12 protein-coding genes and 1 riboswitch are annotated in these 12,677 nt (G+C 70.4%); of the genes, 3 read left to right on the plus strand and 9 right to left on the minus strand.

The window, feature by feature from the left end; genetic code table 11:
* Positions 1-451 precede the first annotated feature (451 nt).
* From ABFX55_RS22520 to ABFX55_RS22540, 5 genes are all read right to left on the minus strand, one after another.
* Positions 452-1,429 (minus strand): aldo/keto reductase, encoded by a 978-nt coding sequence (locus ABFX55_RS22520; protein ID WP_346123961.1) that lies wholly within the window; start codon positions 1,427-1,429, stop codon positions 452-454.
* Positions 1,430-1,564: 135 nt separating this feature from the next.
* Positions 1,565-2,602, minus strand: a complete 1,038-nt coding sequence (locus ABFX55_RS22525) for a zinc-dependent alcohol dehydrogenase family protein (protein ID WP_346123963.1) — start codon at positions 2,600-2,602, stop codon at positions 1,565-1,567.
* A 275-nt stretch (positions 2,603-2,877) separates the two neighbouring features.
* Complete coding sequence (locus ABFX55_RS22530) at positions 2,878-3,756, minus strand: helix-turn-helix transcriptional regulator (RefSeq protein ID WP_346124121.1); 879 nt, start codon at positions 3,754-3,756, stop codon at positions 2,878-2,880.
* 91 nt (positions 3,757-3,847) lie between these two features.
* Positions 3,848-5,017, minus strand: coding sequence for a DUF6716 putative glycosyltransferase (locus ABFX55_RS22535; RefSeq protein WP_346123965.1), 1,170 nt, complete (start codon positions 5,015-5,017; stop codon positions 3,848-3,850).
* On the minus strand, positions 5,014-5,982 hold the full coding sequence (locus ABFX55_RS22540; protein ID WP_346123967.1) for a hypothetical protein: 969 nt from the start codon (positions 5,980-5,982) through the stop codon (positions 5,014-5,016). Before ABFX55_RS22540 ends, ABFX55_RS22535 begins: the two co-directional genes overlap by 4 nt.
* 69 nt (positions 5,983-6,051) lie before the next feature.
* On the opposite strand from ABFX55_RS22540, the gene ABFX55_RS22545 reads away from it, so the two are divergent.
* Together ABFX55_RS22545 and ABFX55_RS22550 are read left to right on the plus strand one after the other, a co-directional pair.
* Entirely contained in the window at positions 6,052-6,876 is an 825-nt protein-coding gene (locus ABFX55_RS22545; protein ID WP_346123969.1) for an aldo/keto reductase, read from the plus strand.
* An 84-nt stretch (positions 6,877-6,960) separates the two neighbouring features.
* Complete coding sequence (locus ABFX55_RS22550; protein WP_346123970.1) at positions 6,961-7,920, plus strand: Gfo/Idh/MocA family protein; 960 nt, start codon at positions 6,961-6,963, stop codon at positions 7,918-7,920.
* On the opposite strand, the gene ABFX55_RS22555 is transcribed toward ABFX55_RS22550, so the two are convergent.
* Positions 7,901-8,362: an SEL1-like repeat protein gene (locus ABFX55_RS22555; protein ID WP_346123971.1), complete on the minus strand. Its 462-nt coding sequence runs from the start codon at positions 8,360-8,362 to the stop codon at positions 7,901-7,903. The two genes, ABFX55_RS22550 and ABFX55_RS22555, sit on opposite strands and share 20 nt — an antisense overlap.
* A gap of 135 nt (positions 8,363-8,497) precedes the next feature.
* Positions 8,498-8,632, plus strand: a riboswitch (cyclic di-AMP (ydaO/yuaA leader).
* A 17-nt stretch (positions 8,633-8,649) separates the two neighbouring features.
* Between ABFX55_RS22555 and ABFX55_RS22560 the strand changes: the two genes are divergently transcribed.
* A complete protein-coding gene (locus tag ABFX55_RS22560) occupies positions 8,650-9,357 on the plus strand; it encodes a CHAP domain-containing protein (protein ID WP_346123973.1) in 708 nt (235 codons plus the stop codon).
* A gap of 250 nt (positions 9,358-9,607) precedes the next feature.
* Here the strand turns inward: ABFX55_RS22560 and ABFX55_RS22565 are convergent, their stop codons facing one another.
* The 3 genes from ABFX55_RS22565 to ABFX55_RS22575 form a co-directional block, all read right to left on the minus strand.
* Positions 9,608-10,147 (minus strand): RNA 2'-phosphotransferase, encoded by a 540-nt coding sequence (locus ABFX55_RS22565; protein ID WP_346123975.1) that lies wholly within the window; start codon positions 10,145-10,147, stop codon positions 9,608-9,610.
* A 134-nt stretch (positions 10,148-10,281) separates the two neighbouring features.
* Positions 10,282-11,232 (minus strand): WD40 repeat domain-containing protein, encoded by a 951-nt coding sequence (locus ABFX55_RS22570; RefSeq protein WP_346123976.1) that lies wholly within the window; start codon positions 11,230-11,232, stop codon positions 10,282-10,284.
* A gap of 4 nt (positions 11,233-11,236) precedes the next feature.
* Positions 11,237-12,259 carry a hypothetical protein gene (locus ABFX55_RS22575; protein ID WP_346123978.1) on the minus strand — a complete coding sequence of 341 codons (1,023 nt, stop codon included), beginning with the start codon at positions 12,257-12,259 and terminating at the stop codon, positions 11,237-11,239.
* Positions 12,260-12,677 lie beyond the last annotated feature (418 nt).

The raw sequence follows: 12,677 nt of genomic DNA on the forward strand, positions 1-12,677 counted from the left end.
AGAGCTGTTCGGCCAAGTGGTAAAAGCCCCAACTCCAGCCCGCGCCGCGGCACGGTCGCTTCACGCCGAAGGCGCGGCGTGGTCGGCGACGAACTGGAAGCGACCAAGAGAACGTCTCATGTGGCATGTCGGCGGTAGCAGATGAGGGCAGCCGCGAGAGCAACCAAGGACACGAAGTGGCCGACGCGGCGACGATAGCCGTCCAGTCGTGCCATCGTGTGCTTGCCGCCCCGTAGGTGCCGGTCCGACCGCTGGCTGGATGACACGCCGCGGCGGGCGATGCGCAGGGTGATGCCACGTCGTCAGTCGTAGCCGGGATGGGCGGCGTTCTCGCCTTCCATGGCCGACGAGAGCACCAGCTTGGTCAGCCGGGGTCAGCCGGTATTCAACGTGACGAGCGGGCCTGACCCGGCCATGGTCGAGCTTTCCCGTGGTGCGAGGTACCGCGGTGTCAGCGTTCGATCATCTGCATCTGCTCCTCGTCGTGGTGCTCGCCCGCGGCCGGGGGGAGGTTGTTCAGCTTGTCGATCTGATCGGCGGTCAGCTCGATGACGTCGGCGGCGACGTTCTCCTCCACCCGGGCGACCCGCTTGGTGCCGGGGATCGGGGCGATGTGCTCGCCCTTGGCCAGCAGCCAGGCCAGGGCCACCTGGGCCGGTGTGGCGCCCACCTCGGCCGCGATGGCCTGCACCTTGTCGGCGAGCGCCAGGTTGCGCTGGAAGTTCTCGCCGGTGAAGCGCGGGTTGTTCTTGCGCCAGTCGGTGTCGTCGAACTGCTCGGGCGAGCGGATGGTGCCGGTGAGGAAGCCGTGGCCCAGCGGCGAGTAGGGCACGAAGCCGATGCCCAGCTCGCGCAGTACCGGCAGCACCCGCTCCTCCACGTCCCGGGTCCACAGGGAGTACTCCGACTGCACGGCGGTGACCGGGTGGACGGCGTGGGCGCGGCGGATCGTGTCAGGCCCGGCCTCGGACAGGCCGATGTGGCGGATCTTGCCCTCCGCCACCAGTTCGGCCAGGGCGCCGACGGCGTCCTCGATCGAGGTGTGCGGGTCGACGCGGTGCTGGTAGTACAGGTCGATGTGGTCGGTGCCGAGGCGCTCGAGCGAGCCTTCGACGGCGGTGCGGATGTTGGCAGGGCTGCTGTCGAGGTTTCCAGGGCGGCCGCCGGCGTGCGAGATCATGCCGAACTTCGTCGCCACCACGACCTGGTCGCGGCGGCCCTTCAGAGCCCGGCCGACGAGTTCCTCGTTGACGTACGGGCCGTAGATCTCGGCGGTGTCGAGGAAGGTGACGCCCAGGTCCAGCGCCCGGTGGACGGTGCGGACGGACTCGGCGTCGTCGGTGCCCGCGCCGGTGTAGCCGAAGGACATGCCCATCGTGCCGAGGCCGATGCGGGAGACGTCCAGATCTCTCAGGGTGGTGTGCTTCATGATGACCTTTCGTGAAACGAGTTCGATCGTGGCGGCGCGGGAGTCGGGGTTGACGACGCCGCCGATGATGTTCGCGCCGCGGACACGGCCGGCTCGGCCTGGTTCTCGAAGTCCACGATGCGCTTGCGTGGCGGGTCACGGCCGGATGAGCACCTTGAGCGCGGTCCGGTCGTCCATCGCCCGATAGCCGTCGGGCACCTGCTCCAGGCCGATGGCGCGGTCGAACACCCGGCCGGGCTCGACCGTGCCGTCCAGCACGTCGGGCAGCAGCTCCTCGATGTAGGCGCGCACGGGAGCGGGGCCGCCGGTCAGCGTGATGTTGGGTCCGAACAGGCTGCCGAAGCCGATCGGCGCGTCCTCGTACTGCGGCACGCCGACGCGGCTGATCACCCCGCCGGGACGCACCACGCCGACCGCCGTCTCGTAGGCGTTCATGTAGCCGACCGCCTCCAGCACGGCGTGGACGCCCTCCCCGCCGGTCAGCTCCCGCACCCGCTCGATGCCCTCGCTGCCGCGCTCGGGCACCACGTCGGTCGCGCCGAAGTCGACGCCGAGCTTGGTGCGGTCGTCGTGCCGGCCCATCAGGATGATCCGCTCCGCGCCGAGCCGCCTGGCCGACAGCACCGCCATCAGCCCGACCGCGCCGTCCCCGATGACCGCCACCGTGGTACGCGCATTGACGTCGGCCTGCTTGGCGGCGTGGTAGCCGGTGCCGTACACGTCTGCCAGGGTGAGCAGGGACGGCAGCAGCTGCGAGTCCTCGCCGACGGGCAGCTTGACCAGCGTGCCCTGGGCCTGCGGGACGCGGATCGCCTCGGCCTGGGCGCCGCCGACGCCGCCGGAGGCCCAGAAGCCGCCGTTGGGGCAGGAGGTGTGCAGGCCTTCGCGGCAGAAGGCGCACGTGTTGTCGGAGTAGGCGAACGGGGCCACCACCAGGTCACCGCGCTTCAGCCCGGACACCTCACCGCCGAGCTCCTCGATGACGCCGAGGAACTCGTGCCCCATCGGGGTGCCCTGCTCCGAAGCAGGGAGGGAGTGGTACGGGTGCAGGTCGCTGCCGCAGACGCACGAGCGCACGATGCGTACGACCGCGTCGGTGGGCTGCTGCGGCACCGGGTCCGGCACGGTCTCCACGCGCACGTCACCGGCACCGTACATGAAAGTAGCTCGCATCAGAGTCTTCCGAATCTTTGTCTTCGTTGTCGGACCTGCCCGCGGCCGATCGACGCCATTTCCCTTCCATCAAACGCGCGTGCTCGGACACGGGGCAGGGCCTGCTGTTACAGGTAATGGCAGAACCCCTCAACCCAGGGGACCCGCTGCGCGGTCCGCGCCCCTGGCCGACGGGGGTGTGGGCCGCGGCGCGATGGACAGTGCGGGGGAATGGTTTCCCGGATTGGGTCGCACCCTTTGGTGATGCGGCGGAGCCAGGACATCGGTGACGCGGGTCAGGTCTGGTCCTGGGCCGCCTGCTGCGCCTCGGTGAGGTCCTGGGTGGCTGCCCAGCTGGCGAGCATCTTGAGTCCGTCGGCGGCGGGGCTGTCGGGGGCGGCCGTGTAGACGTTGAGGGTCAGGCCGGGCTCGGAGGGCAGCTCCATCGATTCGAAGTTCAGGTCGAGCTGGCCGACCACCGGGTGGCGCAGCCGTTTCTGACCGCTGCGGTGGAACTGCACGTCGTGGGAGGCCCAGCGCTGCCGGAAGACCTCGCTCCGCGTCGAGAGTTCACCGACCAGCTCGATCAGCGCCCGGTCGTGCGGGCTGCGGCCCGCTTCGAGCCGGAGCATGGCGGCGGCGTCGTTGGCGACCCTGTCCCAGTCGACGAAGAACTCGCGCGCGGCAGGGTCGAGGTAGAGGAAGCGGGTGGTGTTCGCCGGGCGGCGCGGACTGGCGAGGACGGGGGCGTAGAGGGCGCGGGCCAGGCGGTTCATCGCGACGATGTCGTGGCGGCCGTTGCGCACCCAGGCCGGTGCGTCGGTGATGGCGTCGAGCACCTGCTGGATCGCGGGCCGCACACTGGTCGGCGGCGTGCGGCGGCGAGTGCCGGGGCCGGCGGCCCTGGCCAGGGAGAACAGGTGGTCGCGCTCGGCCTCGTCCAACTGCAGAGCGCGGGCCAGGGCGTCCAGAACGCTGTCGGAGGCACCGGAGAGGTGCCCCCGCTCCATGCGGACGTAGTAGTCGATGGAGACGCCGGCGAGCATCGCGACCTCCTCCCGCCGCAGTCCCTCGACGCGGCGGTTGCCGCCGTAGGCGGGTAGTCCTGCCTGCTCCGGGGTGATGCGCGCCCGCCGCGAGCTGAGAAACTCGCGGACCTCGGCGCGGTGGTCGATATGGCCCATAACCCCAGGGTAAGCATGGTGGCGGGGGCGAAGAAGGTAACGCCAGTACCCCCGAACGAGGATCCCGGCCCCCTGCGGAGCGTCAGGTGAGCGCCCTGATGTAGCGGCGGACGCGTCGCTTGGCCCGGTAGCCCGCCCTCAGCATCTTCGGCGGGATCTCCACGCGCAGGCGAGCCCTGCGGCGGGCGGCGACGTGCTCGGCTCCGTCGAGGAGGGAGCGCGCGGGCGTGCGAGGACCGATGACCAGGGCGGTGAGCAGCCCGACCCAGTCGCTGCCGCCCTGAGGGTGGAAGTAGTTCTGCGCGCACCACTCGGGCGAGGGCGTCATGAAGGCGCCGCGGGCCAGCTCGTCCAGCGTGCCGAGCACCCCGCTGCCCTCGAACACCAGGTTGATCATCTCGGCGTTCACCCCGAAGTCGGACAGCACCAGCAGCGGCACGTCCTGGGCGATCGCCTCCAGGGCGGCGGTGGAGCTGACCGTGACGAACCCCGCCGAGCTGGCCAGGTGCTCGTGCATGGGGCCCGCGGCGAAGCGCACGGGCCCGGTCAGGCCGAGCTCGCGCCACAGCCGTTCGTAGTGGTGGCGCTCGTTGTGGGTCTGCCGCTCGTCCTCGAGCGCTCGCAGTTTCACCACGACGTCGAGGTCGGGGCGGGTGACGGCGAGCCTGTCGAGGGCGCGCAGGATCGACTCTCTGTCCTCGCGGCGCCTGGGCACCTTGGCCTGGGTGGCGAAGACCACCCTGTTCCCGCCCTCGACGGCGGGGACGTCACGCAGGAACGGCAGCCTGGCCAGGCCCACCGCCCCGCCCCCTCCGAGAGTGGCCGCCAGCTCGCCGAACTCGGCGACCTCGCGCCCGCTGTGCACGACGAACAGGTCGCAGCCGCTGCGGTAGAGCCACGCCTTCTCCGTCGCGGGCACCGAGATGCCGGGCAGCCCCGTGACGAACACCGGGCGCGGGCGCAGACCGTCGAAGACCTCGGCGACCAGCACGTCCACGACAGGTCCCGTGCAGGCCACGAGGATCGCGTCGGGCCTCAGCCGCTCGGCCGCCCTCCGCAGGGCCCTGGCCGACAGCACGGGGACGGCGGAGGCGCGGGTGCCCGCGACGGCGGCGGCGATCTGCTCGGCCGAGGGGGTGATCGGGGTGCGCACGACCGCCAGCTCCGTCACGCAGTCGGGCGGCAGGTCGTCCAGCAGGCTGGCCGCCCACTTCAGGTACGAGTCGGAGTCGGCCAGGGCCAGAACCTTCAACTGGGAGCTCCCGAGAACATCTGCAGGTGCGAACGGAGGGAAGGCGCCGCCCGGCTGGTCCACCAGTCGTCCGGCACGTGCACGGGTTCGACGGCGACGCCGCGCGGGCTGAGCAGCACCCGCAGCGAGCTGATCGCGGTCGAGGGAAGGCTCAGCACCCGCTGGCCGGCCGACAGCCCGCGCAGCGTCAGCTCGGCGGGCACCCCAGCGGCGTGAACGGTGATGCCGGGCCTCTCGCGGATCAGGGCCAGGTCGACGGGGTCCTCGCGGCGGTGCGGGAAGTAGGCGAACGGCTCGCGTTCGGCCAGCTCCTCCAGCCAGTGCAGGTAGCGCTCCCGGTGCACCAGGCCGTTCCTGACCAGGGAGGTGCCCAGCACGACGGTGCGCTCAGCCGGTCCAGGCACGCTGAGCGGCTGCTCGCGCAGCCAGCCGAAGTCGTGGCCGGTGAGCCCCACCCCCGCCTGCCGTACGGCCTCGGCCAGCTTGTCGGGCACGGGCAGGGCGGTGAAGACCGACAGCGAACCGCGCCTGGCGGCCGCGCGCAGCCGCAGCGCCGCGAGCAGGCCCAGCGTGCCGCGCCACGTGCTTGGAGTGGCGCGGGCCCGCAGCAGCGGCTTGGCCGGTCCAGAGGACAGCAGTTCGAGCAGCCTGATCGTGGCCAGGCCGTCGTCGACGATCACGACGCGGCCGGTGCGTGAGGTGATCCAGCGCAGCTGGACCCTGCCGGAGAAGGCGTCGCCGACGGCGTTGAGCCTGCGCGGCATGCGCTCCTGCGGCTTGGCCAGCTCCAGCCCTTCGGGCAGGGCGAGCCCCACCAGCTCGCGCCTGGTCGCGGCGAGCGGACGCAGGCCCGCTCGCGGCACCACCAGCGTGCGGTCACCCAGCAGCCCGGCGTGGTGGGCCTCGACCGCGCACAGCATCTGTAGTGGCGACTCCACCCAGGCCACGGATTCCTGTTCTCTCACGACACGCGCCACGGTAGGACGCCCACCCGAAGCGTCAGCTAACTCAGAGTGAACAATGGAGAGATGAACATGAACTCACTGCTTCTCAACACCGACGGTGTTCAGATTCCGCAGCTCGGCTTCGGTGTCTGGCAGGTGCCAGACGACGAGGCCGAGCGGGCGGTGAGCACCGCCGTAGCGGCCGGCTACACCAGCATCGACACCGCCAAGCTCTACTTCAACGAGGAGGGGGTGGGGCGCGCGATCGCCAGGTCGGGCGTGCCGCGCGAGAAGCTGTTCATCACCACCAAGCTCTGGAACGACGAGCACGACAACGCCGAGGCGGCCTTCGAGACCAGCCTGGGCAAGCTCGGCCTCGACTACCTCGATCTCTACCTCATCCACTGGCCGGTGCCCTCGCAGGACAAGTACGTCCAGGCGTGGAAGACGCTCGAACGGCTCTACCGGGACGGCAGGATCCGCGCGATCGGTGTGTCGAACTTCACCATCGAGACCCTCGAGCGGCTCATGAGCGAGACCGAGATCGTGCCCTCGATCAACCAGATCGAGCTGCACCCGCACTTCCAGCAGAAGGAGCTGCGCGCCTTCCACGAGGCCAACGGCATCCTCACCGAGGCGTGGAGCCCGCTGGGCCAGGGCAAGGGCCTGCTCGACGATCCGGGGCTGGCCAAGCTCGCGATGAAGCACGCCAAGTCGCCCGCCCAGGTCGTGCTGCGCTGGCACATCCAGCTCGGCAACGTGGTGATCCCCAAGTCCGTCACACCCGAGCGGATCAGGGAGAACATCGAGGTGTTCGATTTCACACTCGACGCCGAGGACATGGCGGCGATCGGCGCCATGAACACCGGCAGGCGCATCGGTCCCGACCCCGCCACCTTCGACTGGATGGGTTGAGCGTCAGTGAGCGCGACGGCAGGCGCCCCGCCCGGCGCGAGCCGTCCCGCGATCCTTCATGATTGACCTCTGAAGGAGGCTCTCATGGCTGATCTGGCTTGGGGTATCGCGGCGACCGGTGGGATCGCCAGGACTGTCGGCGCGGTGATCGCCGCGGAGCCCGGGATGCGGGTGGCCGCGGTGGGCTCGCGCGACAGGGGGAGGGCGGCGCAGCTGGCCGCGACCCTGGGCGCGGAGTCGGCCTACGGCTCCTACGCCGAGTTGTGCGCCGATCCCGCGGTGGACGTGGTCTACGTGGCCACCCCGCACGCCCAGCACCTGGAGGTGGCCGAGGCGGCGATCGCGGCGGGCAAGGCCGTGCTGTGCGAGAAGCCGCTGGCGGCCTCGCTGGCCGACGCCGAGCGGATGGTGAAGCTGGCCAGGCAGGCGGGCGTCTTCCTCATGGAGGCCATGTGGATGCGCTTCAACCCGCTGATCAGGGGGTTGCTGACAGAGGAGCGGTTCGGGGCGCTGCGCTCGGTCCAGGCCTCTTTCGGCTTCGTCCTGCCCTACCAGGAGGAGCACCGCCTCTGGAACCCCGTGCTGGGCGGCGGGGTCCTGCTCGATCTGGGCATCTACCCCTTCGGACTGGCGCAGTTGCTGCTCGGCGAGCCCGCTGAGACGCATCTCACAGGATCGCTCGCTCCTTCGGGCGTCGACGCCGAGGTGGGGGCGCTGTTGACCTACGAGGGCGGGGCTCGCGCGCTGCTCGACACCTCGCTCATCAGCCCGCTGGCCAACACCGCGACGGTGGTGGGCACGGGGCTGCGCGCCGACATCGCCGCGCCGTTCTGGGCGCCCCAGCGCATCACGCTGTCGGGCCCCGGGTTCGAGACCGAGGAGCACGTGCTCGACCCCGCCCTGAACGGCTACGCGGGCGAGATCCGCGAGGTGCGCGAGGCCCTGGCGGAGGGCAGGACGGAGAGCGCGATCATGCCGCTGGACGAGAGCCTGGCGATGATGCGCATGCTGGAGGAGGCCAGGGTCAGGCTGGGTGCTCGCTGAGCGCCTCGAGGTTGGCGCGGGCCCTCGTGGCCGCCTCCTCGTGGCCGGAGCCGACGGCCATCAGGTAGTGGCCGCGGGCCCTCGCGCGGTGGCCCGCCCGGTCCTCCATCAGCCCGAGGTTGAACATCGCCCGGGGGGCGGCCTCCGGGTGGCCACTTTCCACCGCCTTTGCGTACCATTGGCGAGCGGCTTCGGCGTTGCCACAGCCCTCCTCGAGGACCCCGAGGTTGAACATCGCCCGGGGGGTGGCGGCCCTGCCGTACCAGTGCCGGGCCTCGTCGATCCGGCCGTCCTCATCCTCGATGAGGGCGAGGTTGAAGGCCGCTCTGCGGGCGGCCTCCTGGTGCCCTGACTCGATGGCCAGGAGATACCATCTTCGAGCTTCGCGTGGACGGCGTCCGTCCTCCTGCAGGCCGTGGTTGAACAGGTCCTGGGGCGACATGACCTGACCGTAGATGATCGCGGGACCTTTATCAATTTGTATCCAACTTGCCTCATGTATTACCTTGGGGTCACTCCAGGCATAAACCGGACGAACCGGACATTGCCTGACATTGCAAAACACTCACAGGTCCTATGCCTGTGACCGCTGAATCCGCACCATGCGGAACCGGGGACCCAATCCTTCTGGGGTGAATCGGCACACCGTGCCGTAGGGCAGCTTCACGTCCGAACCCGTCAGCTAACCCGGTAAGCGGCATGAAGCTGAGCAAGGAGACTCCCCTTTTCATGGCCAAGCACCGTCGTAGCCGTGCCCCCAAGATGACCTACGCCCACGCCGCCCTCGGCGCCGCGGTTCTCGCAGGCACTCTTGTTCCCACGCAGGCCGCCCAGGCCGACACCGCTCCCGCCCCCCAGGACAAGTCCCACGTGGCCGCCATGGCCGCGAAGACCGACGGCAAGCAGGCCGCCGTCAAGCAGCAGCAGCGCGTCCCCGCCATGCCGACCGCCAGCGCCGTCCTGGCCGAGGCGAAGAAGCAGATCGGCGTCAAGGAGAACTCCTCCGGCGGCGGCACCAAGTTCCAGCAGTGGTACGTCAACTCCCAGCGCGCCAAGGAGACCGTCGCCCGTGACGGCGGCAGCCCCCGTGCGTACGCCAACGCCGCGTGGTGCGCGATGTTCGTCTCCTGGGTCGGTGAGATGACCGGCGCCCGTCCCCAGGTCGGCTGGGACGCCTACACCGTCGCCCACGCCAAGTGGTTCAAGAACAACGAGCGCTGGGGCACCACTCCCAAGCCCGGCGCGGTCGTCTTCTTCTCCTGGAGCGGCAGCAAGAGCATCAGCTCCATCAACCACGTCGGTTTCGTGGAGAAGGACAACGGCAACGGCACGATCACCACGGTCGAGGGCAACACGGGAAACGGCGCCGTCGAGCAGCGTGTCCGTCCGAAGTCGCAGGTCGTCGGGTACGGCTACCCGCAGTACTCGGGCGCGTAGTCCCCTCGCGATTCCCCAGCCCCGGTCTCCGGGTGCGCCTGCCTGTCTCCTGACCGGCGGATGGCACCCGGGGGACCGGGGCGGATCGCGTTCCGGGTGACGATCCCTCCGACGCTCTCACCCGTCCACGGTCCCCGCGTCGACCTGTCATCCCCCTTCCGGGGCAAGCCCCTGCCCCCCGCCAACCCGTCACGCTCCCCTGGGGATCCCCCATCCCGCCCCGGCCGGGAAACCGTCACATCCGGCGGTGTCAGCCGGGGAAGCGGAGGAACGCCGGCGGGACGGCTGCCACCAGCCACACCCCGTTGGCGCTGACCCTGAACTCGTGTCCGCCCGCGTGCATCTCCCCCGCCGCGACGACCAGCACCACGGGAACCCCCCGCCTCGCGCCGACCCGCACGGCCGTGTCCCTGTCGGCCGACAGGTGGACGTGCTGCCTCGACATCGGCAGCAGCCCCGACGCCTTGATGGCGCCGAGGCTGCGAGGGACGGTCCCGTGGTAAAGAATCTCCGGAGGCTCGACGGCCTCCAGCCCGAGATCGACCGCCACCGAGTGCCCCTGGCTCGCCCTGATCTGGTCACCCTCGATGGCGTACCGCTGCTTGTCGTTGTCCGACACCACCAGGGAGAGCTCCTCCCTGGTGATGGGGAAGCCGTGGCGGGCCGCCGCCTCCAGCAGATCGTCGATCGGGACCCAGCCCTGCGCGTCCAGCGTGATCCCGATCGCGCCCGGATCGTGGCGCAGGTGCCTGGCGAGGTACTTCGAGATCCGCACGGTCCGGTCCTTCATGCAGGCATTGTGCCGCAGGGCGGCCGGAACCTTCTGCGGATTCACATCCGCGAGCCCACCGCCCTCCTGCCGTCCGGCGACGGGGGAAGGCCCGCGGCGCCACACCTTCAGCGCGCCGCGGGCAGGGGGACCGCTCAGCCGCCGCAGGCGGCGAAGACGAACGTGTCCTTCAGCATCGAGTAGCTGTCACGGACGCGCGTCGCCCCCGACGTCACGTCGTGCTGCATCACCGTCATCCTGGTCGCCTTGCCCTCCGGGTACTGCGAGACGTGCAGGGTGACCTGGTTGTCGCCCGTCCAGTCCAGCTTGTGGACCGTCCCCTCCTTGGGCAGCTTGATCAGGTGGCTGCTGACCATCTGGTCGGAGTGCAGGTCGTACAGCGCGACCTTCGACCCCGCCACATGCACCGCGATGGTCCTGCCGTCGGCGCTGAGCGCGTAGGGGCCGTTGCTGGAAACCAGCTGCGGCGGCGTGCCCGACAGCAGCCGCCTGCCCGCCAGGTCGAAGACGTGCATCTCCATCACAGACTCGTCGCCGTCGGCGCTGGTCAGGACCTTGTCTCCATCGCCGCTGAAGCCGATGAAGTTCTGGTACCTGGGCAGCGTCCCCAGCTTGTTCCCCGTCGCCGTGTCGAACAGCCGCACCCTGGACGTGACGACCGCGAGCCGCGCGCCGTCGTCGGAGAGCTGGAGCACCACGTCGTACTGGTTGGTCCTGGGCGGCAGCGCGTCCTTCGGCAGCAGGGTGACGCCCCCGTGCACGGTGCGGACGGCCAGCCTGCCGTCCTTCCTGAAGTAGGCGACCTTCTGCCCGTCGCCGGAGACGGCCAGCGGCGCCACCGCGTAGTCGACCTCCTTGCCGTTCGCGCCGACCGCCCGTAGCTGGGCGTCCTTGAGCAGCGTGACCTTGCCTTCGTGGCTGACCAGCCGCCAGGTGCCGCACGGGACGGTGGCGCCGTCCTTCTTCACGCAGCCCTTCGCGGAGGCGTAGCGGATCGCGCCGTGCCCTGGGTCGGCCAGCGCCGTGCCCGGCAGCCCGAGCATCGCCAGTGCGACGGCGATCGCCGCCAGGATTCTGATCTTCATCTCGTCACTCTCCCGCCGTCAGCCAGGTGTAGTTCCTGGCGGTGACCGTGAACGTGTCGGCGGGCTTGACCGCGCCCGTCGTGGTGTCGACGGTGAGCACCCGTACCACCGTCGGCTTCTCGTCCCCGCCCGTGTGCGCCTTGACCGTGAGCCTGCCGTCGCCGGTCCAGTGGGCGAGGTAGACCGTCGCGTCCGGCTTGAGCGGCAGCGTCACCGCAGCCGACAGCCGGTCGGTGGTCAGGTCGTACAGGCGCAGCTTGGGCGGCACGCGCGTGTCGGCGTTGCCGCCGATGAGCACGGCGACGGTGTGACCGTCGGCCGACAGGGCGCGCGTGGAGGCGTTCATCACCACCTGCGGCGGGACCTTGGCGACGCTGTGTCCGTCCAGCCCGTGCGCGACCAGCGTGGTGGTGTTGTCGTTGTTGTGGCGCGTGGCCAGCGCCTCGTCGCCGTCGCCGCTGAACCCCTCGAGATCGTCGGCGGCGGGCAGCTTCAGGATCTTCCCCGTGGCGACCGTGACGATCTTGCCAGGCTCGCGCCCCGCCTCGTCGTTGTGCTCCACCAGCACCCTGTCCCCCGCGTGCGAGAGCCGGGCTCGCAGGCTGTCGGTGCCCTTCCTGGTCAGCGAGGCCGGCAGGACGGTCCCCCTGCCGCCCGCGACCTTCCGCACGACCAGCCGGTGGTCCTTGACGCGCTCGTAGAGGATCCACTGGCCGTCGCCGCTGATGGCGAACGCGGCCACGATGTCGGCCTTGCGCCCGCGGGCGTCCACCGCGGTGGCGGCGGCGCCGGCGACGGTGACCGTACCGCCGGCCCTGAGCCTGACGCGCCAGGTACCGCACGGGTGGCTGAGCCCGTCCGCGTCCTTGCACGCGCCCACCCACGCCATGCGGGCGGTGGCGGCGTCCGACTCGGCGGCCGTCGACTTGGTGGTGGTGGTGGTCGCGGTGGTGTCCGCGTGTGCCGGGACGATCGTCCCGCCGACGGCCAGTGCCACGGCCGCCGCCCCCAGAAGTGTCCTTTTCATGACCCCTCTCCTTCTTCAACCGGTTGGACTCCCCCATCGCGAGATCGGTTGGTCACAGGTCAGCCACAGCTGCGGTACGGCCGGCACAAGCCGTCAGGGTGTCCGGACGCGGGCAGGTGCCGCCGAGCCGATCAGAGAGGTACTCCTGGGAGGGCCGACCCTTGGGGCCCGGGGTCGAAACGGTGCAAAATCGAGGCAGACGACACCGTCAGGGGCGCTATCGGGCACGACGAGATCTCTCGGGACGACGTCACCCAGCGACGCGAACCTCCCTGGGGAGCGAAGTCCGCGCGGCCAGGTTGGTCAAGCGGGGAGCAAACCGAGGCAACGACACCGCCAGGGGCGCTTTCGGGGGCGACGAGATCTCTGGGGTCGACGTCACCAGCGGATGACATCACCCGGCAGGGCGAAGTCCATC

The sequence above is a fragment of the Nonomuraea roseola genome (assembly GCF_039535395.1).
Taxonomy (GTDB): Bacteria; Actinomycetota; Actinomycetes; order Streptosporangiales; family Streptosporangiaceae; genus Nonomuraea; species Nonomuraea roseola.

Excerpts from the sequence above, each read along its gene's own strand:
- ABFX55_RS22525 (WP_346123963.1), bottom strand. The coding sequence starts at position 2,602 with ATGCGAGCTACTTTCATGTACGGTGCCGGTGACGTGCGCGTGGAGACC.
- ABFX55_RS22545 (WP_346123969.1), top strand. The coding sequence starts at position 6,052 with ATGAACTCACTGCTTCTCAACACCGACGGTGTTCAGATTCCGCAGCTC.
- ABFX55_RS22575 (WP_346123978.1), bottom strand. The coding sequence starts at position 12,259 with ATGAAAAGGACACTTCTGGGGGCGGCGGCCGTGGCACTGGCCGTCGGC.
- ABFX55_RS22570 (WP_346123976.1), bottom strand. The coding sequence starts at position 11,232 with ATGAAGATCAGAATCCTGGCGGCGATCGCCGTCGCACTGGCGATGCTC.
- ABFX55_RS22520 (WP_346123961.1), bottom strand. The coding sequence starts at position 1,429 with ATGAAGCACACCACCCTGAGAGATCTGGACGTCTCCCGCATCGGCCTC.
- ABFX55_RS22555 (WP_346123971.1), bottom strand. The coding sequence starts at position 8,362 with ATGTCGCCCCAGGACCTGTTCAACCACGGCCTGCAGGAGGACGGACGC.
- ABFX55_RS22565 (WP_346123975.1), bottom strand. The coding sequence starts at position 10,147 with ATGAAGGACCGGACCGTGCGGATCTCGAAGTACCTCGCCAGGCACCTG.
- ABFX55_RS22550 (WP_346123970.1), top strand. The coding sequence starts at position 6,961 with ATGGCTGATCTGGCTTGGGGTATCGCGGCGACCGGTGGGATCGCCAGG.
- ABFX55_RS22560 (WP_346123973.1), top strand. The coding sequence starts at position 8,650 with ATGGCCAAGCACCGTCGTAGCCGTGCCCCCAAGATGACCTACGCCCAC.